Raw genomic sequence first — 22,574 nt, 5'->3', positions numbered from 1 at the left:
CTCTCCCAACCCCACCACTCTCCCGCATGAAAAGACTTCTCCTGCTGGCCCTGCTGCTCCCGCTGCTTTCCCGCGCCCAGTCCATTACCCGCGTAAACCCGACCAACTGGTGGGTGGGCATGAAAAACGGTACTGTGCAGCTGCTCATTCACGGCCCCCAGGCCGGCACGCTCACTTACACCATCACTTACCCTGGCGTGAAACTGACCAAAACCAGCACCGTCGAAAACCCCAACTACGCTTTCCTGGACCTCACCATTACCGCCACCGCCAAGCCCGGTACGGTGAGCATCGTGGGCAAAAAGGGCGCTACCACCGTTACCCAGAAGTGGGAGCTGCGCGCCCGCGACAACGCCCCCAAGGCCCAGGGCGTGACCCAGGCCGACCTGATTTACCTGGCCATGCCCGACCGGTTTGCCAACGGTGACCCCGGTAACGATAAGTTTGCCGACCTGCGCGACCCTAGCGCCGACCGCGCCAACCCGTTTCTGCGTCACGGCGGCGACTTGCAGGGCGCGGCCCAGCGCATCGGCTACTTCAAGGATCTGGGCGTGACGGCCGTGTGGTTTACACCCGTCATCGAAAACAACCAGCCCCTGACCAGCGAGGGCGGCACCATGCGCGCCTCCTACCACGGCTACGGCTTTACCGACCACTACACCGTGGACCGGCGCCTGGGCGGCAATGCGGCTTACAAGGCCTACGTGCAGCAGGCCCACGCCGCCGGCTTGAAAGTGGTGCAGGATGCGGTGTACAACCACATCGGCAACACCCACTGGTTTGTGCAGGATTTGCCTATGAAAAGCTGGCTCAATCAGTGGCCCAGCTACACCAATACCAGCTACAAGCAGCAGCCCATTACCGACCCCCACGCCGCCCAGATTGACCGGCAGGTGACGCTCAACGGCTGGTTTGTGCCTTTCCTGCCCGACCTCAACCAGCAGAACCCCTACGTAGCCAACTTCCTGATTCAGCACGCCATCTGGTCGGTGGAAACCTTCGGGGTGGATGCCTGGCGCATCGACACCTATATGTATAACGACCAGCCCTTCATGAACCGCTGCAACGCGGCCTTGCTGGCCGAATACCCCAAAATCCACATCTTCGGCGAGTCGTCGGTGAGCAGCATCGTGGACCAGGCTTACTACGTGCGCAACAAGATTGACTTTCCCTTCAAGTCCAACCAGCCCGGCGGCCTCGACTTTATCGTGGAAGGCGCCATGCTGGCCGCTCTGAAGGAAGTGGGCACGCCCGCCGCCACCGGTTGGGACGGCGGCCCCCAGCGCCTCTACCAAGCCTTGGCCCAGGATGCGGTGTACCAGGACCCGACCAAGCTCGTCACCTTCATCGACAACCACGACCACAACCGCTTCCTGTCCGAAGTAGGCGAGGATTTCGACAAGTTCAAGCTGGGTCTCACCTGGCTGCTCACCACCCGCGGCATTCCGAGCATGTACTACGGCACCGAAATCCTGATGAAAAACTTCAAGGACCCCACCGACGCCGAGGTGCGCAAGGACTTTCCCGGCGGCTGGCCCGGCGACAAAGAAGACAAGTTCACCGCCGCCGGCCGCTCGGCCAAAGAAAACGAAGCCTTCCAGTTTGTGAAAACCCTGGCTGCCTACCGCAAAAGCCACCCGGCCCTGCACAGCGGCAAGCTGATGCAGTACCTGCCCGAAAACGGCCTCTACGTGTACTTCCGCTACGACGCCTCGGGCACCGTGATGGTAGCCTCCAACGCCACCGATAAGCCCGCTGCGCTGCCTACGGCCCGCTTCGTAGAGCGCATGACCGGCTTCAGCAAAGCCCGCAACGTGCTCAGTGGCGAAACCCTCAGCGACCTGAAGACGCTGCAGCTGCCGGCCAAAACCGCCCTGGTACTGGAGCTGGCCAAGTAACGCGAACTTTGTAGTTCGCGCTACACCCAAACGCAAAAAGCCCCGCTACCAGCCGGTAGCGGGGCTTTTTGTTTCTGCAAAACCAGCCGTGTAAAAGGGTATTGGAAATACGGCCAGCTTAAAAAAACGGCTTTCCCGGCAGGATAGATTTAGCCACCGACCCGGGCTTCGCCATAGGTTACGAACATCTTGGCCCGTGGATACGCCACGTGAATCAGGCCGTCATTGAGCTTGAAGCGAATGTTGCCGACCTGAAAGGCCGTGCGGGACTTGCGGGCCAGCGGCTGGAAGTAGTACTGGTCGTAGAATATTACTCGGCCCGGTTTGGTTTTGATAAAGAGCAGGTCGAAAGCGTAGTACAGGTCCAGGTTGGTATGGCGCACGACGTGGTGGCGGGGATTGGTGGGCGGCTGGTGGCGGAAGGTAATGGCCTGCTTGTGCTGCCGGAGCGCCAGCTGCACTTGCGGGTTACCCAGCAAAGGAGCCGCATCAAAGCGCAGCGTGTCGCCCTGCCCGCTGCAGTAGTAGCGCAGATACTCCGCCGCTCGGGGGTACCGAATCAGGCTGGTGAGCTGCATAGCCTGGTACAAGGCGCGTAGGCCCAGCTGGTCGAGCCTGGTAGACTGGTGGGCCAGCGCCCGGGCTTCGGCGCGGTTGAGCAGGTATTGCGTCGCGCCGAAATCCCCGGTCACAAACACGACCAGCAGCAGCGCGGCCAGCAGGGTAGTACTGCCCGCGGCAAGGTATCGGAGCCCGGTGCGCAGGCGTGCCAGCTTCTTCATGGGGCTAGATAGCACGGAAAGCCCCAACCTGCGCTATGCCCTCCGCAACTTCCAAAGCCAGTCCTGGCGCTTAGCCAGTCCCAAATCAGCGTACTTTGCGCCCGGCAGCCGAGGCCGGCTGCGCCTATTGCCCGCGTATCGCGCCTTTGAAACAAAGTGGATGTTGAAAGTACTGTACATAGTAGGAGGGCTTGTAGTGGCCGCGCTGGGTGGCGTGGTGCTGATATTTTCCCTGGGGCAAAGCGCCGTGACCTACGAGCTGCGCCTCACGCTGCTCGACGCTACTGGCCAGCCCTTGCCCGCCCAGCCGGTCATCATCTGGAACCGGGGCTACCCGCTCAAAGAAACCCGTATCAATGACGCCGGCCAGTTGACGATGCAACTCTCGGAGTCATTTGGGGCTATTGCGCTGGGCCCGCGCCGGCCCGATGCCTTTGCCGTGCGGCTATCGTTCCCCAGCATCTCGCCGCTGTATTACTGGTTCCAAGTGCAGCGCAGCGGCCCGGTACCGCCTTACGAGGTGTTCAACGACTCGTACAGCTACGGCACCAATCAGTGGGTAGGCGACTTCGATGCCCAGGGCAGCACCCGCCGCCAGACTAAGCCCGACCAGACTGGCAAAGTCAGCCAAGCTGTGCCGCCCACGGGTGGGCAGGTGCTGCGCTGGGCTGGTACGGCCGAACTACGGCAGGAAGGAAAAAGCGCCGATAACCGCCGCCACTACGTGCTGGAAATGACGCTTCGGCAAAGTGGCACGCAAACCATCGGACCCCGCTGAAGCTGGGACGTAGAGTGTGGGCCCGTGAGCCAGAAAGTAATAAGCAAAACGGGAAAAGGACTTGAAAATACTTTTTACTGCCTCTGCCGGGGCTGCCGCGCTGGGTAATACAGGATTATGCCGGTAGCCCGCACCATTTGCGCCCGGCTAGGGTTTCTGTACCTTACAAACTCCCGTTTTACCGTCGTATTTTTACCGAATGTTATTTGCCCCAGAACCCCTCGCGCCCACGCTGGCCTCTGCCCGCAAGGTCCTCAAGCAGTATTATGGGTATGATACGTTCCGGCCCATGCAGGAAAGCATCATTGCCAACATCATGAGCGGCAAGGATACGGTGGTGCTTATGCCCACCGGGGGCGGCAAATCGGTGTGCTTCCAGGTGCCGGCCGTGGTGCAGGAGGGCGTCTGCGTGGTTGTCTCCCCGCTCATTGCCCTGATGAAGGACCAGGTGGAAGCCCTCAAGGCCAACGGTATTCCGGCCGAGTACATCAACAGCAGCGTGGGTCAGAGCGAGCAGAACAGCATTGCCTCCGACTGCCTCAACGGATACCTCAAGCTGCTCTACGTGAGCCCCGAAAAGCTGGTGTCGCCGGGTTTTCTGCAGTTTTTGCAGCGCCTGCGCATCAGTATGTTTGCCATCGACGAAGCCCACTGCATCTCGTCGTGGGGCCACGATTTCCGGCCCGAGTACACCCAGCTGCGGGTCTTGCGCGAGCAGTTTCCGCAGGTGCCCATCATTGCCCTCACCGCCACCGCCGACCGCCTCACCCAGCGCGACATCCAGCAGCAGCTGCGCATGCACGAGCCCCAGGTGTTTTTGTCGAGCTTCGATAGGCCCAACCTCAACCTTATCGTGCGCCCCGGCCAGAACCGGGTGGGCAGTATCCTGGAATTCGTGGCCGCCCGGCCCAATGAGTCGGGTATTATCTACTGTCTCTCGCGCAAGCAGTGCGAAACCCTGGCCCAGAAGCTGAAGGAGAAAGGTGTGCGCGCCAACCACTACCACGCCGGCATGACGCCCAACCAGCGCGCCAGCGTGCAGGAAGGATTTCTGCGCGACGATCTGCAGGTTATCGTGGCTACTATTGCCTTCGGCATGGGCATCGACAAGAGCAACGTGCGCTGGGTTATTCACTACAACCTGCCCAAGAATATCGAGGGTTATTACCAGGAAATCGGCCGCGGCGGCCGCGACGGAGCCCCGGCTACGGCCGTGCTGTTCTACAGCTTCGCCGACGTGATGAGCCTGCGCGACATGCTCACCAAGGATGCCGATCCGCGCCTCTCGCAGCTCAGCCTCACCAAGCTGGAGCGCATGCAGCAGTTCGCGGAAGCTGCCTCGTGCCGCCGTAAAATCCTGCTCAACTACTTCGGCGAAACCCTGGAAAAAGACTGCGGCAACTGCGACATCTGCCGTAACCCGCCCACCACTTTCGACGGCACCGAACTGGCCCAGAAGGCGCTGTCGGCCGTGGTGCGGATGCGGGAGAAAGCGCCCATCGGTCTGCTCATCGACGTGCTGCGCGGCATGCGCAACCAAGCCATCATCCAGGGCGGCTACGAGCAGATCAAAACCTACGGCGCCGGCCGCGACCTGCCCTATCTGGACTGGTACAGCTACATTCACCAGATGCTGAATGATGGCCTGCTCTACATTGCCTACGAGGAAGGCTACGCACTGAAAATCACGGAAACGGGCAAGCAGGTGCTGCAGGGCCAGCGCCAGCTGCCGATGAAGAAGTTCCAGCCCGCCGAAAAGGCCGAAAAGCAGCCCCGGGGCAAAAAAGCCGCCGGCACCGCCAGCGCGCCTACCGATGCTGCCGGGCAGCTATTCGAGCGGCTGCGGCAGCTGCGCAAGCGTATTGCCGACGAGCAGAACGTGCCCCCGTACGTTATCTTCACCGATACCACGCTGCAGGAAATGGCGGCCGAACGGCCCGTGTCGCGCACGGCCATGCTGGCCATCGGCGGCGTGGGTATGAAGAAGTTCGAGAACTACGGCGAAGTCTTCATCAAAGCCATTCTGGAATTCGGCGGCGCGCCCAACCCCGCCGATGCCGCTGAGGACGACGAAGACGAAATCCCCGGCCCGGCCAAGCCCCGCCGCACTCGCGAAGCCGGCGACACCCACGAAACAACCCTGCAGCTGCACCGCGCCGGCCTCAGCATCGACGAAATAGCCGAGCGCCGTAACCTGGCTGCCAGTACCATCCGGGCCCACATCGAGACGCTCTACGCCAAAGGCCAGACCATCCGCCTCGAAGAGTTTCTGAGCCAGAGTGAGTACGCCGAAATCACGACGGCCCGGGCACAGCTCGGCGGTGAGCCTCAACTGCGCGACCTGTTCGACCACCTGCGCGAGAAGTATGACTACTTCAAGCTCCGCCTCGCTGGCCTCTACCAGAAGCGCCTGAAAGGGTAATGTGCTACGTGTGAGCAATGTGTACAATGCCGAAGACGTTTCCTTGCGAGGAAGAATGACAAAGCAATCCGTCCGCTGCTAGTAACAAACTGCCTTGTACCCAGCAAGCCCTTTATTCCCGCCGGAGCAGGGGCTTTCTGCTGTAACTCAAAGTTTCACTTCGCGACGCGTTGAACGATTGTCATGCCAGTGGCGCAGCCGCCTCGCGAAGTGCAACTTCGCGTTGCAGCAAATGACATGAGCTTGTCACATAGGGAAGCTCGGCACATGACAGAGCAAGGATGGCTTCGTGCCTTGCAAAGACAGGTGAAAAAGGAGGATTAAAAGCTGACTGTAACCCCGTAATTTGCGGGGTGTTGCAGCCGGAAAAAATACTTGCGCCGGCCTATCATAAGAATATACCAGCCGCGTTATATTGTCTCCGCGCTTCGCCTGTTACCCATGCTTTCTTTCCTGAGTTTTCCGCGCCTGCTGCAGTTCCTGGCGGGTGCGCTGGTGGTGGCCTTCACCGTGCTGATGGCTACTAAAGTATGGCCCTATCTGTCGTTTGAGCCGGGTATTCATTTCCTGACTACCAAATCGGATGCTACCAACGGCAGCGGGCTGTTTCGGCTGGGCTTCTACGTGCACATCACCAGCAGCCTGTGGGTGCTGGCGGCCGGGCTGGCGCAGTTTTTTCCACGCCTGTTTCGGGGCCGCGCCGGGTGGCACCGCCGTCTGGGCAAGCTTTACGTGGTTTCGGTGCTGGCCTTGGCCGGGCCTTCGGGCCTGGTTCTGGCCGGCTTCGCCAACGGCGGGCTGGTGGCCAAAGTGGGTTTTGCGCTGCAGTGCGTGGTGTGGTGGCTGAGCACTTGGCAGGCCTACCGCTTGGCCCGGCAGCGGCGCTGGGAGCAACACACCGAGTGGATGATTCGCAGTTTTGCCGTGACGCTGGCCGCCCTGAGTCTGCGCTCGGAAAGCTACCTGCTTTATTACCTTTTCGGCACGAAGCCCATCGAAACCTACCTCACCGTTACCTGGCTTTCCTGGACCGGCAATCTAGTGCTGGCCGAAGTGCTGATTCAGCTGGGCGCGGCGCGGCGGTTGCTGCGGCAGGCGCGTTTTCTCCCGGTGAAAGAGGCGGCCGCCGTGGCTGGCTAAAGTTGTTTTGCTACCTGTTTTTATGAAGAAAGGACCTCTACTTGCGGCCGTAGGCGCATTGCTGGTGGCGCTGGCCTGCCAGCGGCAGGGGCAGGTGCAGATGAGCCCACCCGCCAACGCTACTTCCCTGCTCGAACCTGATGAGGTGCCCGATCCGGACGCCGACAGCCTGCTGCCGGTCGAGGCTGCGCCAAGCCGGCGGCGTAATTATTACCTGGGTATGCGAAGAGTAGTGCCAGTAGCGCCCCAGGTTGCTGTTGGGCTCGATACGCTGTTGCAGCGTTACGACCTGACCGGGGTGATACGCACTGGCAATATGGACGGCTTCGGAGATGCGCGGCACTACCGCTACGAAGTGGCTTTTACCAACATAAGCCCCGACCCGCAGCAGCCGGCTGTCTGGCGGGTATCGGGCAAAACGCGTTACAAACACGTCATCCGCAGCTTCAGCGGCACCATCAGCTGGCAGCAGCTGTACCGGCTGGCAGAAACAGTTGACAAGTCGGCCGGGTCCGCCTGGGGTATCTGGAACTCGGAGGATGAGACCGAAGTACCCCGGCCCCTGTATAGTATCACCGGGCGGTTTCAGCTTCAGGAGTCGAATGGCGGCCAGCTGCGTGGGCAGGTAAACGCCGATTTTGCCCTGGGCCCAGATAAAAAGGCCAGTGCCAACAACAGAAATATCCTGGAAGGCTCGCCGGCCTGCGGTGCCGGAGTGCTCTTTGAAGGCGAGCGGCTGAACGCGGCGGGGCAGGTGAGCCGCTCCGTGGTTTGGGGCAGCAACTTCATCCGCTACGCCTACAAGGTTACCTCCCAGATGACGATGGGCCTACGCGGCCCGGAAATCAGCCCAGCCTACGTAGCCCGGGGGTGGAATGAATACTACCAGCATGATGAATGGTGGGCGGATACGCCCGCGCCCGATTCTCAAACCCAGCTGTGGCCCAGCGCTGCACCTACGGAGTAATCAATTGTACCCCTTGGTTGTCTGTTTTCCCGATGAACCGCTATTCTACACCTGCCAACTGATGCGCAACTGGAAAAAATACGTCGGGTGGAGCGCCTTGGTATTCGGGCTGCTGCTGGCCGCCCAGTTGGGGTGGGCCTGGCGGCAACAGGTGGCCAAGCAGCGTGCCGAAGCCAGCCATGACCCCTTGCTGCTACCTTCGCGCAGCCGGCAGCTGATGCCGCTGGCCGATACCCTGGACTGGCAGGAGCGGGAGACGTTGTTGCGGCGCTACGATATTGCCAGTCTCTGGCTGCTGCGCCCGGAAAGCCCCGTCCAGAACGGCTTTGTGGGCCTGCAGCACCAGCGTCTGGAAGTGGTATTCAAGCGCGTCCGGCAGAATGAGCAACAGCCTGGCCTGTTCCACGTGCAGGGACTGATGCGGCTCAGGCACCAGATTACCCCGTTGCGAGGCACGATTCACCTACAACAGATCCGGCGCTATGGCCACCGGGGGTACAACAACTCGCAGCAGCCGGTGTATACGGCAGTGGGGCAATTTGCCTTTTGGTCGGGGGCGGAGAAGAAGAAGATCCTGTCCGGAACGACTGCCATCGACTTCAGTGCGTCACCTGAGAAAGGATGTGCTCTGCATTCCGACTATGCGTCGATTGCGCGAAATTCCCGGCTCTTTGCCTTCGAAGGCTATTATGAGCAGGCAGGGAAGCGGCAGGAGGCACTGTGGGCCGCCGAGCTGGTACTTATCGGCAACGAGGTGCTAGGTGATTTCACCGTCGGGGGGCGCGCTGTTGATATTAACCCCAAATACGCCCGCTACGGCTGGAATGAATATTATGACCCCGAGGAGTGGTGGGACGAGAATAAAGTTACCGTTGAGCCTTAATGTGCTGCTCACCCGGAAAAGTAGCCTCCTTCGCCCATTATTACCCACTGTCCATGAAATTGCTCGTTCTGCTTGCTTTCCTGCTAACCACGCTGGCCGCTGCTGGGCCTGCTCCCAAGCCCGCCCCGCGCAAGCCAGCGGCAACGGCCAGCTCGGCGGCGCTGCTGCGTAAGTTCAACCTGGCGCCGCTCTGGCTGGTTTCGGCGCGGCCCGCCGAAGCCCAGACCATGCTTGGGTGCATGGGCCCGCAGTATCGACCCTTCAATCTCGTATTTGAAAAGGTGCAGCGCGATAGTAAAAATCCGGCCCTGTATCATGTGGAGGGCAAAAGCCGGGAGCGGGAACGGCTGCTGCCCTTCAGCGGCACTATCACGCTCAGCGCCATCAAGAAAGTAAAATCCCAGTACGTTTCCGAGACGGCCAAGCCGCAGGCGCAGTACCAGGCCAGCGGCCGTTTCCGCCTGACCGAAAGCGCCACTGAGGAAGGCGCAGGCGTTTTCACTGGCACGTTGACCGTCACTTTTTCCCAAACTCCAACGGGCGTAGCTTACTTGCCGGGCCGGCAATTTTGGTGGTCTCCCGGCGGGGGTGGAGAGGGCTCTACTTTTACCAGTACCTGGAGCAGTGCCGCGCATCCGCAGCCCATCAAGCTGGTGTGGGCTAGTAACTTCATGAATATTGCCAACACCGTAATGGAGAACTTTAGCCTGGGTGAGCGGGGCCCGCACATCAACCCCAAATACAGCCGCGTGGGCTGGCAGAATTTCTGGGATAACGAAGAGTGGTGGGCCGATGCCGAAGAGCCGGCCTTATAGGGAATAAAAGGCTGTTTTTGATTCTGTTACATTTTCTTTGTGCCACCCATTATACTATTCGCAAAAGCCCGATGAAAAAGTCCTTGTACCTGCTCGGTTGTCTGTGCTTCCTGGCTGCTTGCCACCAGTCAGCCACCGTTAAGCAAACCCCTGCCGACCCGGCCGCCGCTCAGTCAGCCCCGGTGCACGAAGCCTCGGTGAAGACCGCAAAAGTGGCGGAAGCAACTCCGGTGCCGACCCCCGAAATGCAAACGTTTCTGGCCCAGTACGATCTGGCAGAACTGTGGCGCCCGGCCGACGAAGCCAGCCTCAGCGCCATGAACGGCTTTCTGGGCGCCGACCATTACCGTATGGAAATTGTGTTGCTCTCGGTACGCAAAGACACCCTGCACCCCGGCGTATACCATGTTATGGGCAAGGATCGGTTTAAGAAGCAGATAACGCCTTTTACTGGTACCATCACGCTGCACACTATTAATGATCTGGCCATCGACCCGGCGGAGATGCGTGGGTATCTGGATGATGAGAAAAGCAACGCCCAGGGCTATACGGCTACGGGCACGTACGTCTTCAATGAGGAGCCAAGCCGCAAAGGAGCCGGTACCTTTTCCGGCAAAACGGCCGTCACCTTCAGCCTCGACCCCAACCGGCCCGACGGGCTGGCCCTATTCGGTCTGACCATCCCGGCCACAGAGGAATCGGCTACGCGGGGCTCGATTAGCCTGTTTGAAGGTACCTGGCGCAGCTACCAGACCAACGAGCAGAAGCCGACCATCTGGGCCTACAATTTCCTGCCGATTGCCAGCCAGGTGCTCCAGAATTTTAGCATCGGTGAACGGGAAGTCAGCATCAACCCCAAGTATGCCCGCCTGGGCTGGAACGAGTACTGGACCAACGAGGAATGGTGGGCCGAGTCCGGCGCGGCCACGGCCCGCAATTCCCAGCCTACACTGTTGAATCCGCCCAGCCTGAAGGACGGAGTAGCCACACCTGACCCGGTAAGCCAGTAGTAGCTTTGGCACGGCCTGCTGTTGCTATAGGCTGCCGGCAGGCGGGAGAATGGTTAACAGAGCAGCGGAACTTTTTTTCTAAAAAAATAAAGCTAATTGAATTAGTAATGCTGCGGGTTTGTTGCTAATTTCACGAGCCGATAACCCTTTGATGTCGAAGCCATTCCCGGCTCCCTACCCGCGATGATAAACACCAACCTGAAATTCTGGCGGCGCGAACTGGCCCTGACTCAGGCTCAGATGGCCGAAAAACTTGGTATCAAACGCTCTCTAGTAGGCGCTTACGAAGAAGGCCGGGCTGAGCCCAAACTCAGTACCCTGGTCAACATGGCGCGCCTGTTCGGCATCTCGCTCGACGCGCTGGTGACCACCGACTTCACCAAGAAGAGCGCCCAGAAAGCTGCTTTGCGCCAGCTGGAGCCTGCTATCAATTCCCCTGAGCCGCCCTCGCCGCGTCCCGCCAATGGTCTGCGCATTCTGGCCCTCACCGTTGATAAGGAGCAGAACGAGAACATCGAACTGGTTCCGCTGAAGGCCGCCGCCGGCTACCTCAATGGCTACGCCGACCCGGAGTTCATCGAGGAGCTGCCCAAGTTCCGCCTGCCCATGCTCGGCAGCGGTGGCACCTACCGCGCCTTCGAAATAGCCGGCGACTCGATGCTGCCCATTGCCTCGGGTACCGTCATCGTGGGCCGCTACGTCGACGACTGGCTGACCATTAAGGACGGCACGCCCTGCATCGTGGTGAGCAGCAAGGAAGGTATCGTGTTCAAGCGCATCTTCAACAAGCTCAAAGACGGCGCGACGTTGTCGCTGCATTCCGATAACCCCGTGTACTCGCCCTATGAAATCGGAGTGGAAGACGTGGTGGAAATCTGGGAGGCTAAGTCATACATCAGCAGCACGTTCCCCATTGCCGATCTGTCGCTCTCGCGCCTGGCCAGCATTGTTCTGGACTTGCAGCAGCAGATGAGCACGCTGAAAAAAGCCTAGCCGCATTGTTGGCAAAGCCATACCAAGGCCCGCCCGAAACTTCGGGCGGGCCTTGGTGTTTGCGGTTGTTTCTAACTTCACCGGGCTTTGGTGCGTATGTCGTAGGCAGTTTGCTACCACACCAACCACCCGAAACTCCATGCTGAAGTATATTCCTGCCACCGACCGCCACCATGCTGCGCCCGTAAGCTGGCTAAGTAGCTATTTCCTGTTTTCCTTCGCCGACTATTACGACCCTAATAACATCCATTTTGGGCCGTTGCGGGTATTCAACGACGATAGTATTGCGCCCAACTCGGGCTTCCCGCAGCATCCGCATTCCGAAATGGAAATCGTGACCATCGTGCTCGACGGGGAAGTAACCCACGAGGATACGATGGGCAACCAGACTACCATTCCGAAGGGAGAGGTGCAGCGCATGACGGCCGGCACCGGCTTGGCCCACTCCGAGTTTAACCGCACCGATAAGCCGCTGCATATCTACCAATTGTGGTTTATGCCCAACCAGAAGGGCCTCGCACCCAGCTACGAGCAGAAAGACCTTGACTTGCTGGACAGCAAAAATGAGCTGATGCCCATTGTATCGGGCCAGAAGGTGCTCGAAGATGTGGTGTACATGAACTCCAACAGCACCATTTACTGGGCAAACCTGAAGGAGGATAAAGAAATTGAGTTCAAGACCTTCCCGATCCGCAATACCTTCATCTACGTGAAGGAAGGCACGATTTACGTGAACGGCACCGAACTGGGCCCCAACGACCAAGCCCGCATGACCGACGAGCACGTGGTGCAGATCCGGGCCAAAAAAGATGCGCAGTTTATTCTGATTGACCTGCCGTCGAGCGAGGCGAACTACTAGTCTGCCTCAACGGTAAATTCCACTACGCGGACGTGGTTGCTGATGGCTATCTATGCTCGTCGGCAATGCGCCGCGCAGTGGAATTTTGCTTTTATATCCATTCGATACCCCTTGCATGAGTACTAGTTTTCCGGATTCTCTGGTGCCCGCCAACGACGCGGCCCGACTGCGTACACTTCACCAGTACGATATCGTCAATACCACGCCCGAGCCGATTTTTGACGACTACACGACCTGGGCTGCGCAACTGTTTAATACGCCTATTTCGCTGATTTCCCTCGTCGATGACGAGTACGTGTGGTTTAAGTCGGTGACCGGGGCCGAGGGAATCCCGGGCCTGCCGCGGGTGGAAAGCATGTGCTCGGCGGCCATTCTGCAGGACGAGGCCGTCGTAACGTCCGACTACAAGCCCGAAAGCTGCACCCTTATCAAGCCCGACGTGGCCCAGGCTATTGGGCTGAAGTTCTATGCCGGGGCCGCGCTGCAAATGCCCGACGGTGCCCGGGTAGGCATGCTGGCCGTTATCGGCAAGGAATTCCGTACGCTATCCGTCAACGAAACTGCCGTGCTGACCCGGCTGGCGGCACTGGTGAGTCAGACGATAGAGCTGCGGGTGCGCTACCTGCGGGCCAATGAGCAGGAGGAATGGGAGGAAGCCCAGGCCGAGCTGGCCGACACGCTGGACGAAAACTCCGCTTTGGCCCGCTACCTCAACTCCCGCAACCAGGGCATCGACTACGAGGACGAGGAAGTAGCCCAGCTCATCGAGCGGCGCCTCGAGGGCTTGGCCAAAGTGCTCAAGCGGCGTATGGCACAGGTGGCAGGGTAGGAAATAGTAAGCTATTCTATTAAATCACCAGCGGCCCGGCATAATTGCCGGGCCGCTGGTGATTTATAAAACTGTTTGCCACACCTTGAGGAGGTATTCATCTGCTTCGAAACTGGGGGTGGCTTCCTCCAGCTCAGACCACGAAATTCCGTCAAGGTAGCTGGAGGTAAGGAAGGGCTGGAGAATATCGGCTACCTCAGCAACCAGCTGCACCCGGCACCCGAAAGGAAGCATTGCGGCGGCGGCTATTAGGCTAAAGCGCAGCTGGCCGGCTTGCTCATCGTGCCAGCAATAAAACTGCATGGCATAGGAACTGCCGCGTATGTGCTGTAGCTGTTCCCTTTTGGCCGCAATGATATGGTAAATCATTTGCCGCAAATCCTCCACGGTCAGGCTTTGGGCCTGGGCCGCAGTGAGTGACAAGGCATGCTCGTTGTGCTGTGCCTCCAGGAAAAGATCAGACGAGCCCGCGCCAACGAAAAGCGGCGTGAAGCTAAACTCAGTGCTGACTTCTGCCAGGAAATCCAGTCCACTCATGCGCAACGGGAATTGGCTATATGGCCCATATTAAAATGCATCAGCATTATTGCGGCCAAACCATTGATGCTTTGAACATCGTGGCTTCTCATGTCCTTGTAGGGAAACGAGCTGTGATACTTCGGTAGCTTTAGCGCCACATAGTAGCCGCCTGATTCTTTGAGGTAGCAAGTTGAAATGTAGGCCAGAATACCGTGATTATCGGGGTGGGCAATGCCGATGGCATCAGCATCATCGGTCCAATAATCTACTATATCAAAATAGGTATTGCCAAGTTTGGCAGTCAGTTGCCAGACGGCCTGTTGAATAGCGTCACTTTTGTCGGATAGGGCAGAATACATAAAAACGGGCAGGCCTAGTGGGCCCGCCCGTCAAAAATACTGGAATCAAGCCGCAATTACATCGTGTACTTCCGGCCCTTATTCTGGGCTTTCAGATACACCATCAGGGGCTGGAAATACTCGACCATGGCGCGGGCGGAGAGGTCTTCGCCGGTTTTCTCCTTGAGCACGGCGCGCCAGTCTTTACTGGCCCCGGGGCGCATGATGTCGGCCAGGAACGTGCCCACTTCCTTGCTGCCGTAGTAGTTGGTGGCGTGCGGGTCCTGCTTGAGGATTTTCTTGGCAATATGGTCGTGGAGCTGGAACAGGATGACGTACGAGAGGGCGTAGTCGTAGTACTGGGCCGGGTCGTCGTTGATGTGGGTTTTGGTAGCCGGGTCGAGGTACTGCTCCCCGCGGGTGGTCGGTGGCACGATGCCCTGATACTTTTTCACCAGCTCCCACCAGCGGGCATTGAGCTGGTCGGCGGGCAGCTTATCGGCGTAAAAACTGTTTTCCCACTCGCTCATCACGCCCGAGGAAAAGGGGATAAAGGTTACGTAGTTGAGCGCCTCTTTGAGCAGCGTCTGGGTCTGGTCGGTCTTGGCTTTCGGGTCCTGCAAACCTAAGCCCACCAAAAACGGCTTCTGGGTGGCAGCCAGGCCCATCAGGCTGCCCATGGCCTCGTGGTAGGCGCGGTTGGCGCCGGCGCGCAGCAGCACCGGCACCTCGGGGTTGGTGTAGGTGAGGTAGTAGTAGATGTGGCCCAGCTCGTGGTGGGTGGTTTCGTACCACTCGGTGTTGGGCTCCACGCTCATCAGGCTGCGCACATCCTGGTTAAGGTCCATGTGCCAGGCCGAGGCGTGGTTGTTCTTCTTGTAGTTGGCACCCTTGGGCAGCGGGTAGAGGCTGCTTTTCTCCCAGAACACCGGCGGCAAAGCCTGAAAGCCCAGGCTCTGGTAAAACCGCTCGGCCTGTTTCACCTGCCACTCCGCGCCCTTTTTGGCCAGCGTCGCGTCGAGGTTCACGCCCTTCACGTCCACCATGGCACTCCAGTCCTGGCCCCAGCGGTTGGGCAGCCAGGAGGCAGGCAGGTAGTCGGGCACCTGCTGCACCTTGTACTTTTTGGCCAGCTCGTAGCGGGCATAGGTGTGCAGCTCGCGGTATAAGGGCCGCAGTTCGTCGTTGATCTGGCGCACCAGGGTCATCATTTCCTCCCGGCTCATGCCGTAGTCGGAGGCTTGGTAGGTGAAGTAGTCGGGGTAGCCCAGGGCCTGCACCGTTTCGTTGCGCAGCCCGCGCAGGTTCAGCAGACCGTCTTTGAGCGTGGGGCCGATGGCCTTGCTGGCTTCCCAGATGGCCTGCCGCTTTTTAGGGTCGTTTTCCTTGCGCAGCAGCTCGTCCAGGTCGTTGGTCGTGACGGACTTGCCTGCGTACTTGTAGTCAAAGCCGTAGAGCTTTTCGGTTTGCTGGGTCTCGGCCTTGATGCGGCGCTTCACCACGTCGGCAATGGTCTGGGGCGAGTTGGCGGCGTTATACAACGCCGTCTGGAGCTGCTTGATCTGGATTTCCGACAACTGGTCCTTGTGCTCCAGCAGCTGGCGCAGATCGGCAATGTTCTGGCTGCTGCCGGTGAAGGCTGCCACCGCCTCGTTGGCCCGGGCCGTAGCCACAGCGTTGGTCGAGTCGCCGGCTACGATGCGGGTATTGGAGCGCCACTCGGCCTCGGTGGCCTGGGTATAGAGCTGCTGGTACTGAGTGGAGTAGTTCTGCAGAAACTCATCGGCCTGCCGGCCCCAGTCGACGGGCGCGGGCGGGGTAGACCTCGGTGCCGGCGCGGTATCGGCAGCCGGGGCCGTAGCCGTGGTGGTTTTAGCCGTGGGCGCACACGACCACAGCGCGGTGCCCAGCGTAGCCAGGGCCAGGGCCGAAATCAAAGGTTTTTTCATTGGAAGGGAAATAGAGCGGGAAGGGCAAACGAGTATTTCGCTGGCTAAAATAGCCACTTGCCGCTGAATGACCCGAAGTCGCTCCTTTGCAGACGAATTTGCTCTGCCTTTTTACAACGTGCCAAAAAGGTAGAGCAAATCAACTGATGGGTTTGCTATACCTTTTCGAAGACTCCTGAAAAAGTATAGCAAGCCTGCTAATTGCCTGCGAGTAGGAAACGTGTCATTGCGAGCTTGCGAAGCAATCCGTCCTCTAAAGTGTGCCAAGCCTTCTAAACTGAAAAGCCCTCAATCGTTGGTACGGTTGAGGGCTTTCTGGGTAAAGGATGGGGCGTACTGCGGACGGATTGCTTCGCAAGCTCGCAATGACAGGTAAATTACGCGGCTTGCTGCTGCTGTTGCATGTGGCACTCTTTGTACTTTTTGCCGCTGCCGCAGGGACAGGGGTCGTTGCGGCCGAACTTGCGCTTGGAACGCAGGGTTTTCAGCCACTCCCGCGGGTCCACGCTGAAGCGCAGGAAGCGTTTCTTGGGATTCTGGCGCAGGGCCCGGCTCAGGAGCTGGTAGAGCTCGGGGTGATTTTCCTGCAGCTTCTCGGGCTTCTCGAAGAAGTATTCCGTGACAACGGCGAAGAACTCGGCCTCGTTGGTGCCACCGTAGGAGTTAATTTCCGACTTTCCTTCCCGGATTGCCTCAATTTCGCGCTCCATCACTTCGGCCCAAGGCTTGAGCAATTCGGGCGGCAATGCCAGCTTTGGCACCCCGTCAATCACGCCGTCGGCCTCGTCGAGCATGTGGGCAAACTCGTGAATGCCCACGTTCTGCTTGTCGAGCCCATCGCGGAAGCCCTGCTCCAGCGAGGCTTTCGAGAGGTGCATGTAGTGCTGGTTCTGGAAGTTGCGCACCGAGCCCAGCAGCTGGCCCTGCAGCGGAGCCACTTCGCGGTTGGGGTCACGGGCTTCGCGCCAGGCATCGGGCACGATGAGCACCTCACCCAGGTTGCCGTATTCCCAGTCGCGGAAGCCGAAGATGGGAATGATGGCCGAGGCCGCCACCAGGATCCGCGTCACGTCATCGACCTTGGTTTGCAGGCCAGTAATGCGGGTTTGGGCCAGAAACACCTGCACTTCCCGCTCGAAGCGCTTTTTCTCCTCGACGGTGAGCGACAAATAAAATGCCACGCGGGTAGCCAGGATTTCGCGCCACGCCTCGGGGAAATCAGCGGCCAGGGCGGCTGCTTTTACGCGGGCGTCTCGGGTGACGTAGCGGTAAAACAGAAAGACAATAACCGCCAGCACGGCCAACCAGACAAGATAATTCATGGCCGGGTAAACGCGGCCCCGGACTTTTGGTTATAGGAAAGTCCGGGGAAAGGTGAACAAATTCTCAGGCTACAGCTGCGGCAGATGCTCTTGCAGCCGCTCGCGCAGCAGTTCCACCAGCAGCGGAGCCAGAAACTGGAACTTGTCGGGAATGCGCAGGTTGACAACGGGCTTGCCGGCCAGCTCCGCCCCAAATTTCTCCCGCAGAATATCGGCGTGGCGGCGCTCCATCACAAACACCACGTCGGCCCAGCCCAGGTGTCCGGCCGTTACGCGCACCCGCGCGCCCGGCTCGGTACCGGCCGAGCGGGCCTCGTAGTGCGGGTGCTCATCAAAAAGCCGCTCGGCCGTGAGGCTGCGCCAGCGGTTCTGGCTGCAAATGAAGAGCAGCTGCCGGGGTTCGATGGGTAACGCAGGCATTAATACAGAGAGGAGGAAGCGTCGCTTTCCGGTAGAAAAGAGCGGAAGTGGTTCGGCTCAGCGGTTTCGATGTGGATACGCCCGCACCGCTTACACTGATAAACCTCGCGGCTATTTTCCAGGAATGCCTTGCCCAGCACTTCATAGCGGAACAACTCTTCGACTACTTCCGGGTACGGGGATTTCGCAGCGGTCCATTCAGCCGTGCCCGTGCCTGTTTTGCAGGCCACGGCAAAAGAGGCTATCTGAGCGAAAATTTGGTCGGCCATCGGGTTATACAGCCGATCCGGCACCAGTGCCGCCGCATAGGATAAATCCTGCTCTTCGGTTCGAATGACGTTGCCGCACCGGCAATGCAACTTGCTCATCAGCAGAACCTACTCTACTACCGACACCCGAATCTTACGACCCTTAATCTTGGCGCCCGTCACGCGGTTGGCTACTTCCTGAGCCTGCTCCCGGGGCACGGCCACGTAGCTGTAGTGGTCGAATACCTCGATGTGGCCTACCGCGTCGCGCTCCAGCCCGCCGTGGGCCACGAACGTACCCACCAAGTCGTGGGCACTGACTTTGTCGCGGCGGCCGGCCGACACGTGCAGCGTAATGCTGGTGGGCTTGGGCGCTTTGGGGGCGGCGGGTGGCAGCTTGGGCGCGTGCATTTCCTCCCACTTGATGCTCTCGGCTACCGGCCACTTCTGCACGTGCTTTTGCTCGTGGGGCGTGGTCAGGATGTGGGCCACGCCCTCGGCGCCGGCGCGGGCCGTGCGGCCGGCCCGGTGCTGAAAGGAGTCGGCCTTGTCGGGCGCGTCGTACTGAATGACCGTGTCGAGGGCCGTTACGTCGAGGCCGCGGGCAGCTACGTCGGTGGCTACTACCACCTGGCTGGAGCCGTTGCGCAGCTTCATCAGGGCCTTGTCGCGCTCGGGCTGGGGCATTTTGCCGTGCAGTACTTCGGCCGCCACGCCCCGGCCCTGCAGGAAGCGGGCCAGCTCGGAGCACTTTTCGCGGGTGTTGCAGAAAATCAGGGCGCGGCCGGTTTCGGGCAGGTGCAGCAGATGCAGCAGCGCGGCGGGCTTCTTGTCGATGGGGCCCACGTGGCCGCGCAGGGTGAGGCTTTCGGGCAACGTGCCTTCGTCTTCCCCGGCGTTTACTACCCGGGGCCGGGTCAGGTTTTTGCGAATCAGATCCAGCACTTTCTCCGACATCGTGGCCGAGAACAGCAAGGTCTGGCGGCGGCGCGGCAGGCGCTTGATGATTTCCACCAGTTCATCCTGAAAGCCCAGTTCCAGGAGCTTGTCGGCCTCGTCCAGGATCAGGACTTTGAGCTGGTTGGGAATAATGGTGCGGCGCTCGAAGTGGTCGAGCAGGCGGCCGGGCGTGGCTACCACAATGTGCGGGGCCTGCTTGAGCGACGCGGTTTCGTCGCGGAAGGCGTGGCCGCCATAAAAGGCCGCTACGCGTAGATTAGGAATGTATTTGCCGAGCTTCTTGAGGGCGTCGCGCACCTGCAGGGCTAGCTCCCGGGCGGGCACCAGCACGATAATCTGCACCGCGTCGAGCTTCACATCCACCTGATGCAGAATGGAAAGGCCGTAGGCGGCAGTTTTTCCCGAGCCGGTGGGCGCCTGCCCCACCACGTCCTGAGCGGCCAGCGCCATCGGAATTACTTGCTCCTGAACGGGCGTAGGAACGGTAAAATTCAGCTCTTCCAGGGCTTGTAACAGGGAAGGCGCGAGGCCAAGGTCGGCAAAAGAGGGCATGCGAAACGATAAAGTACCCGGCAAAGGTACGGCGGATTTTGGCGGCAGTGGTAATCGGACGCCGGCAGGGGGCGCGAGCAGCCGTCAGCCCGTGCCCCGACCGTAAACCCGGCTGGGGCCGGGAATGCAGCAGCCAGCGCTAGGGGTGGTGATTAGTTCGGAGGCGGGCTCCGGGCTTACTGCATTACTGGAAGCTTCCGGCGCAGCCACTTGCGCACGGGCTCATCGTAGAGTTTCAGGCAGGCGTAGGCCAGGGCCACGGCCGTAACGAAGGTGAGCAGCGCCACGGGTAATGCCTGTTGCCAGGTGGGCCTGGTGGCGCTTACCCAGGCGGTATAGGTGTAGATGAGCGGGTAGTGGGTGATGTAGATGGGGTAGGAGATGTCGCCGAAGAACTTGCAGAGCCGGGCCGTGCCGGGTCTGGCAATGTGGCCGCTGGCCCCCAGCCAGACCACCAGCGGAAACAGCACAACGATGCTGAGCGAATCGTAGAGGCCGTTGAGCCAGAGGTGTTCGGCCCCGCCCACCCGGGGGAAGGCCAGTACCAGCACTAGCAGCAGGCTGCACCAGAGAAAGGCGTTTTTCACCCGGCTCAGCGTGGCTACCCGCGAGAGTAGCAGCCCGGCAAAGAAGGGGTACATCATCCGGCTGAAACCCACGCGGAGCTGGGTGGGCTCCAGCGACCAGCCGCCCACTACGTCGCCACCCTTGCTGGTAACGGCAAAGTGAATCAGGGCCGCGCCGGCCAGCACTACCAAGGCTGCAAGCGCGGTTTTGGAGAATTTGCGCACGCCCAGGGCATAGAGCAGATTGGCAATGTATTCGTAGAACAACGACCAGCCCGGCCCATCAAGGGGGTGCATTTCGTGCCAGCCCCGAATGTCCATCGACAGTGGCACGGGCAGCAGCGTGCAGCCGATGGCTAGCACCAGCAGCAGCTTCCAGACCGGCACCTGCCCGATGGCCGGAAACGCGGGGGAAGCTTGGAAGTAGAAAAGCGCGGCCCCAATGAGCATGCCCAGCACCACCAGCGGCTGCAGCCGGATGAGGCGGATGCGGAAAAATTCTTTCAGCGTCATGCCGTTCCACCGGTCGTCGTAGGCATAGCCAATAACGAAGCCCGAGAGCAGAAAAAAGAAGTCGACGGCCAGGTAGCCGTGGTTGATAACCTGGTCGAGGTGGCTGGTAGCGTGCGTCTCGCAGAGGTGAAATACGACCACCATGAGTGCCGCCACGCCGCGCAGGCCGTCGAGAATGGCATAATGGGGTTTGGTACCGAGGGCCGTTGATTGCTCGGCGGAGAGTAGTTGGGTCGGCATAGGCAGTTGGAATAAGTATGCTGGCGGTAAGTAAAGAGGCTTAAACTTACATTTACTCAGCTAATTCCAATGTCGCCAGCTTGCGGGCACCGTTACCAGCGGCCGGAGGCGCCCCGGTAGCGGGGCGCCTCCGGCAAATCGACGAGACGGTAGCGCACGGCGTTTTTCTTGGGCCGGATATCCATGCCGACGTAGTGGGCATACACTTTCGTGAAGCAGGCCCCGAAGTAGAAAATCATGGCCGAATAAAACACGAACAGCAGCACCAGCACGATGCTAGAAGCCTGGCCGTAGATGGGGCCCAGGTTGCGGGGCACCAGCAGGTGGCCCAGGGCAAACTCGCCCAGATCAATAAGCACGGCGGTGAGTATGGCTCCGCGCAGCACGGCTTTCCAGGGTACTTTGGCGTAGCTCAGGTTGCGAAACGTGACGCCAAACCACACGGCCAGAATCAGTAAGGACACGAACTGGCTCAGACCCTGCACCAAGAAGTAGCCAAAGTTGGGGTCGAAGTCGCGGATGTAGTTGGCAAAGAAGGCTAGCAGCGCGTCGCTGGCAAAAGCTACCAACGAGAGCAGGGCCGTAGTCAGGAGCAAGCCCAGGGAGCGGCTGCGCTCCTTGAGCATCTTGCTGAAGCGGCCGGTGGTGCGGTTGGAGCGCACCTGCCAGAGCTGATTGAGCGAGTTTTGGATGACCACGAACAGCGTGGTGGAAATAAAAAGCAGGAAGCCGAAGCCCAGCCACGTGAGCAGACGGCTGCGCTCCACGTTGGTCACGTTCAGCAGAATCTGCTCGACGAGCCCGGCTGCCGATGTGCCCAGCGCGGCCGAAATTTTATTCAGCAGCAGCTGCCGTACGCCCGAGGTCGAGTATATCGAGCTCAGCAGCTGAATGAGGATAATGAGAATGGGCGGCAGGGCAAACGTGGTAAAAAAAGCCGTGGCCGCGCCCAGCCGCAACGGGTCGTTGAGAGCAAATTCCTGGGCCGCCCGGCGCAGCAGCAGGAAGAAATCTGTCCAGACTTTTCGCCGGGGCTGGCCTGGCTGGCGTACATTTGTCATTGGCTTTGCGTACGAACTACGGCGCAAAGCCGTTTGGTGCGAACAGCGAAGGTAAGGTGCCGGCGTCGTACTGTCCAGTCTCTTTTTTTACGTGTTGTTCGTGTCTTTTTCCCCTCCGCCCGTGCTGCCCACTACGCCGCCGCGCCCCGCCAGCTGGTGGCAGCGCCGCGTGGTCGAGCCGGTGCGCAACATCCTGCGCCAGGGCCTCACGCCGCCCCAGCTGGCTCTCACCGTGGCCGTGGGTGTGCCGCTGGGGCTGGTGCCTATTCTGGGCATCACCACGCTGCTGGCCACTTTCGCGGCCGTGCGCCTGCGCCTGAACGTGGCCGCCACCCTGCTCGTGAGCCACCTGATGAGCCCCGTGCAGCTGCTGATTCTGATTCCGTTGCTGCGCATCGGGGCCCGCCTGCTGGGCAATGGCCAGGGCCCCGAGCTGACGATGAGCCAGCTGCGCCGTCTGTTTGCCCACGACTGGGGTAGCGCTCTGGCGCTGCTGTGGCGGGCCGGGGC

22 protein-coding genes are annotated in these 22,574 nt (G+C 60.0%); 12 read left to right on the top strand and 10 right to left on the bottom strand.

Annotated features, from left to right (window positions below; translation table 11 throughout):
* Window positions 1-26 precede the first annotated feature (26 nt).
* On the top strand, window positions 27-1,898 hold the full coding sequence (locus tag LGH74_RS11665) for a glycoside hydrolase family 13 protein (RefSeq protein WP_226175867.1): 1,872 nt from the start codon (window positions 27-29) through the stop codon (window positions 1,896-1,898).
* 149 nt (window positions 1,899-2,047) lie between these two features.
* Here the strand turns inward: LGH74_RS11665 and LGH74_RS11660 are convergent, their stop codons facing one another.
* Complete coding sequence (locus LGH74_RS11660) at window positions 2,048-2,680, bottom strand: hypothetical protein (protein ID WP_226175865.1); 633 nt, start codon at window positions 2,678-2,680, stop codon at window positions 2,048-2,050.
* 160 nt (window positions 2,681-2,840) lie between these two features.
* Between LGH74_RS11660 and LGH74_RS11655 the strand changes: the two genes are divergently transcribed.
* The 10 genes from LGH74_RS11655 (at window position 2,841) to LGH74_RS11610 (ending at window position 13,376) form a co-directional block, all read left to right on the top strand.
* A complete protein-coding gene (locus LGH74_RS11655) occupies window positions 2,841-3,458 on the top strand; it encodes a hypothetical protein (RefSeq protein ID WP_226175863.1) in 618 nt (205 codons plus the stop codon).
* 199 nt (window positions 3,459-3,657) lie between these two features.
* Entirely contained in the window at window positions 3,658-5,880 is a 2,223-nt protein-coding gene (gene recQ / locus LGH74_RS11650; protein WP_226175859.1) for a DNA helicase RecQ, read from the top strand.
* Window positions 5,881-6,321: 441 nt separating this feature from the next.
* Complete coding sequence (locus LGH74_RS11645; protein ID WP_226175858.1) at window positions 6,322-7,020, top strand: DUF2306 domain-containing protein; 699 nt, start codon at window positions 6,322-6,324, stop codon at window positions 7,018-7,020.
* Between the two features lie 22 nt (window positions 7,021-7,042).
* Window positions 7,043-7,987 carry a hypothetical protein gene (locus LGH74_RS11640; protein WP_226175857.1) on the top strand — a complete coding sequence of 315 codons (945 nt, stop codon included), beginning with the start codon at window positions 7,043-7,045 and terminating at the stop codon, window positions 7,985-7,987.
* A gap of 61 nt (window positions 7,988-8,048) precedes the next feature.
* Window positions 8,049-8,870, top strand: coding sequence for a hypothetical protein (locus LGH74_RS11635; protein ID WP_226175855.1), 822 nt, complete (start codon window positions 8,049-8,051; stop codon window positions 8,868-8,870).
* Between the two features lie 53 nt (window positions 8,871-8,923).
* Window positions 8,924-9,685 carry a hypothetical protein gene (locus LGH74_RS11630; protein WP_226175853.1) on the top strand — a complete coding sequence of 254 codons (762 nt, stop codon included), beginning with the start codon at window positions 8,924-8,926 and terminating at the stop codon, window positions 9,683-9,685.
* Between the two features lie 71 nt (window positions 9,686-9,756).
* Window positions 9,757-10,695, top strand: a complete 939-nt coding sequence (locus LGH74_RS11625) for a hypothetical protein (protein ID WP_226175851.1) — start codon at window positions 9,757-9,759, stop codon at window positions 10,693-10,695.
* A 183-nt stretch (window positions 10,696-10,878) separates the two neighbouring features.
* Complete coding sequence (locus LGH74_RS11620) at window positions 10,879-11,688, top strand: LexA family transcriptional regulator (RefSeq protein WP_226175842.1); 810 nt, start codon at window positions 10,879-10,881, stop codon at window positions 11,686-11,688.
* A 139-nt stretch (window positions 11,689-11,827) separates the two neighbouring features.
* The gene (locus LGH74_RS11615; protein ID WP_226175840.1) at window positions 11,828-12,547 is read left to right on the top strand and encodes a pirin family protein; all 720 of its coding nucleotides are present in this window, start codon (window positions 11,828-11,830) and stop codon (window positions 12,545-12,547) included.
* 115 nt (window positions 12,548-12,662) lie between these two features.
* Window positions 12,663-13,376, top strand: a complete 714-nt coding sequence (locus tag LGH74_RS11610; RefSeq protein WP_226175837.1) for a GAF domain-containing protein — start codon at window positions 12,663-12,665, stop codon at window positions 13,374-13,376.
* A gap of 63 nt (window positions 13,377-13,439) precedes the next feature.
* On the opposite strand, the gene LGH74_RS11605 is transcribed toward LGH74_RS11610, so the two are convergent.
* The 9 genes from LGH74_RS11605 to LGH74_RS11565 form a co-directional block, all read right to left on the bottom strand.
* Window positions 13,440-13,913, bottom strand: a complete 474-nt coding sequence (locus tag LGH74_RS11605; protein WP_226175836.1) for a hypothetical protein — start codon at window positions 13,911-13,913, stop codon at window positions 13,440-13,442.
* Window positions 13,910-14,254: a hypothetical protein gene (locus LGH74_RS11600; RefSeq protein ID WP_226175835.1), complete on the bottom strand. Its 345-nt coding sequence runs from the start codon at window positions 14,252-14,254 to the stop codon at window positions 13,910-13,912. Before LGH74_RS11600 ends, LGH74_RS11605 begins: the two co-directional genes overlap by 4 nt.
* Before the next feature lie 56 nt (window positions 14,255-14,310).
* Window positions 14,311-16,182 (bottom strand): M2 family metallopeptidase, encoded by a 1,872-nt coding sequence (locus LGH74_RS11595; protein WP_226175834.1) that lies wholly within the window; start codon window positions 16,180-16,182, stop codon window positions 14,311-14,313.
* A gap of 377 nt (window positions 16,183-16,559) precedes the next feature.
* On the bottom strand, window positions 16,560-17,504 hold the full coding sequence (locus LGH74_RS11590) for a M90 family metallopeptidase (RefSeq protein WP_226175833.1): 945 nt from the start codon (window positions 17,502-17,504) through the stop codon (window positions 16,560-16,562).
* Window positions 17,505-17,573: 69 nt separating this feature from the next.
* Window positions 17,574-17,924, bottom strand: a complete 351-nt coding sequence (locus LGH74_RS11585; RefSeq protein ID WP_226175832.1) for a low molecular weight protein tyrosine phosphatase family protein — start codon at window positions 17,922-17,924, stop codon at window positions 17,574-17,576.
* Entirely contained in the window at window positions 17,924-18,292 is a 369-nt protein-coding gene (locus LGH74_RS11580; protein WP_226175831.1) for a DUF8617 domain-containing protein, read from the bottom strand. Before LGH74_RS11580 ends, LGH74_RS11585 begins: the two co-directional genes overlap by 1 nt.
* Window positions 18,293-18,301: 9 nt before the next feature.
* On the bottom strand, window positions 18,302-19,684 hold the full coding sequence (locus tag LGH74_RS11575; protein WP_226175829.1) for a DEAD/DEAH box helicase: 1,383 nt from the start codon (window positions 19,682-19,684) through the stop codon (window positions 18,302-18,304).
* 176 nt (window positions 19,685-19,860) lie between these two features.
* Window positions 19,861-21,003, bottom strand: coding sequence for an acyltransferase family protein (locus tag LGH74_RS11570; protein ID WP_226175827.1), 1,143 nt, complete (start codon window positions 21,001-21,003; stop codon window positions 19,861-19,863).
* A 92-nt stretch (window positions 21,004-21,095) separates the two neighbouring features.
* Window positions 21,096-22,064, bottom strand: coding sequence for a YihY/virulence factor BrkB family protein (locus tag LGH74_RS11565; RefSeq protein ID WP_226175825.1), 969 nt, complete (start codon window positions 22,062-22,064; stop codon window positions 21,096-21,098).
* A 100-nt stretch (window positions 22,065-22,164) separates the two neighbouring features.
* Here LGH74_RS11565 and LGH74_RS11560 point away from each other — a divergent pair.
* Window positions 22,165-22,574 (top strand): DUF2062 domain-containing protein (locus LGH74_RS11560; protein ID WP_226175823.1); only part of this gene is annotated, 410 nt, incomplete at its 3' end.

Source organism: Hymenobacter lucidus, from assembly GCF_020447265.1.
Taxonomy (GTDB): Bacteria; Bacteroidota; Bacteroidia; order Cytophagales; family Hymenobacteraceae; genus Hymenobacter; species Hymenobacter lucidus.
The sequence above is the reverse complement of the archived record's forward strand: the minus strand, read 5'-3'. Positions and strand labels throughout refer to the sequence as shown.

What these genes read in the sequence shown, in the direction of transcription:
- LGH74_RS11575 (WP_226175829.1), bottom strand. Translation starts at nt 19,684, where the DNA reads ATGCCCTCTTTTGCCGACCTTGGCCTCGCGCCTTCCCTGTTACAAGCC.
- LGH74_RS11580 (WP_226175831.1), bottom strand. Translation starts at nt 18,292, where the DNA reads ATGAGCAAGTTGCATTGCCGGTGCGGCAACGTCATTCGAACCGAAGAG.
- LGH74_RS11565 (WP_226175825.1), bottom strand. Translation starts at nt 22,064, where the DNA reads ATGACAAATGTACGCCAGCCAGGCCAGCCCCGGCGAAAAGTCTGGACA.
- LGH74_RS11595 (WP_226175834.1), bottom strand. Translation starts at nt 16,182, where the DNA reads ATGAAAAAACCTTTGATTTCGGCCCTGGCCCTGGCTACGCTGGGCACC.
- LGH74_RS11605 (WP_226175836.1), bottom strand. Translation starts at nt 13,913, where the DNA reads ATGAGTGGACTGGATTTCCTGGCAGAAGTCAGCACTGAGTTTAGCTTC.
- LGH74_RS11590 (WP_226175833.1), bottom strand. Translation starts at nt 17,504, where the DNA reads ATGAATTATCTTGTCTGGTTGGCCGTGCTGGCGGTTATTGTCTTTCTG.
- recQ (WP_226175859.1), top strand. Translation starts at nt 3,658, where the DNA reads ATGTTATTTGCCCCAGAACCCCTCGCGCCCACGCTGGCCTCTGCCCGC.
- LGH74_RS11615 (WP_226175840.1), top strand. Translation starts at nt 11,828, where the DNA reads ATGCTGAAGTATATTCCTGCCACCGACCGCCACCATGCTGCGCCCGTA.
- LGH74_RS11660 (WP_226175865.1), bottom strand. Translation starts at nt 2,680, where the DNA reads ATGAAGAAGCTGGCACGCCTGCGCACCGGGCTCCGATACCTTGCCGCG.
- LGH74_RS11600 (WP_226175835.1), bottom strand. Translation starts at nt 14,254, where the DNA reads ATGTATTCTGCCCTATCCGACAAAAGTGACGCTATTCAACAGGCCGTC.
- LGH74_RS11585 (WP_226175832.1), bottom strand. Translation starts at nt 17,924, where the DNA reads ATGCCTGCGTTACCCATCGAACCCCGGCAGCTGCTCTTCATTTGCAGC.
- LGH74_RS11610 (WP_226175837.1), top strand. Translation starts at nt 12,663, where the DNA reads ATGAGTACTAGTTTTCCGGATTCTCTGGTGCCCGCCAACGACGCGGCC.
- LGH74_RS11625 (WP_226175851.1), top strand. Translation starts at nt 9,757, where the DNA reads ATGAAAAAGTCCTTGTACCTGCTCGGTTGTCTGTGCTTCCTGGCTGCT.
- LGH74_RS11570 (WP_226175827.1), bottom strand. Translation starts at nt 21,003, where the DNA reads ATGCCGACCCAACTACTCTCCGCCGAGCAATCAACGGCCCTCGGTACC.
- LGH74_RS11645 (WP_226175858.1), top strand. Translation starts at nt 6,322, where the DNA reads ATGCTTTCTTTCCTGAGTTTTCCGCGCCTGCTGCAGTTCCTGGCGGGT.
- LGH74_RS11620 (WP_226175842.1), top strand. Translation starts at nt 10,879, where the DNA reads ATGATAAACACCAACCTGAAATTCTGGCGGCGCGAACTGGCCCTGACT.
- LGH74_RS11665 (WP_226175867.1), top strand. Translation starts at nt 27, where the DNA reads ATGAAAAGACTTCTCCTGCTGGCCCTGCTGCTCCCGCTGCTTTCCCGC.
- LGH74_RS11655 (WP_226175863.1), top strand. Translation starts at nt 2,841, where the DNA reads ATGTTGAAAGTACTGTACATAGTAGGAGGGCTTGTAGTGGCCGCGCTG.
- LGH74_RS11635 (WP_226175855.1), top strand. Translation starts at nt 8,049, where the DNA reads ATGCGCAACTGGAAAAAATACGTCGGGTGGAGCGCCTTGGTATTCGGG.
- LGH74_RS11630 (WP_226175853.1), top strand. Translation starts at nt 8,924, where the DNA reads ATGAAATTGCTCGTTCTGCTTGCTTTCCTGCTAACCACGCTGGCCGCT.
- LGH74_RS11640 (WP_226175857.1), top strand. Translation starts at nt 7,043, where the DNA reads ATGAAGAAAGGACCTCTACTTGCGGCCGTAGGCGCATTGCTGGTGGCG.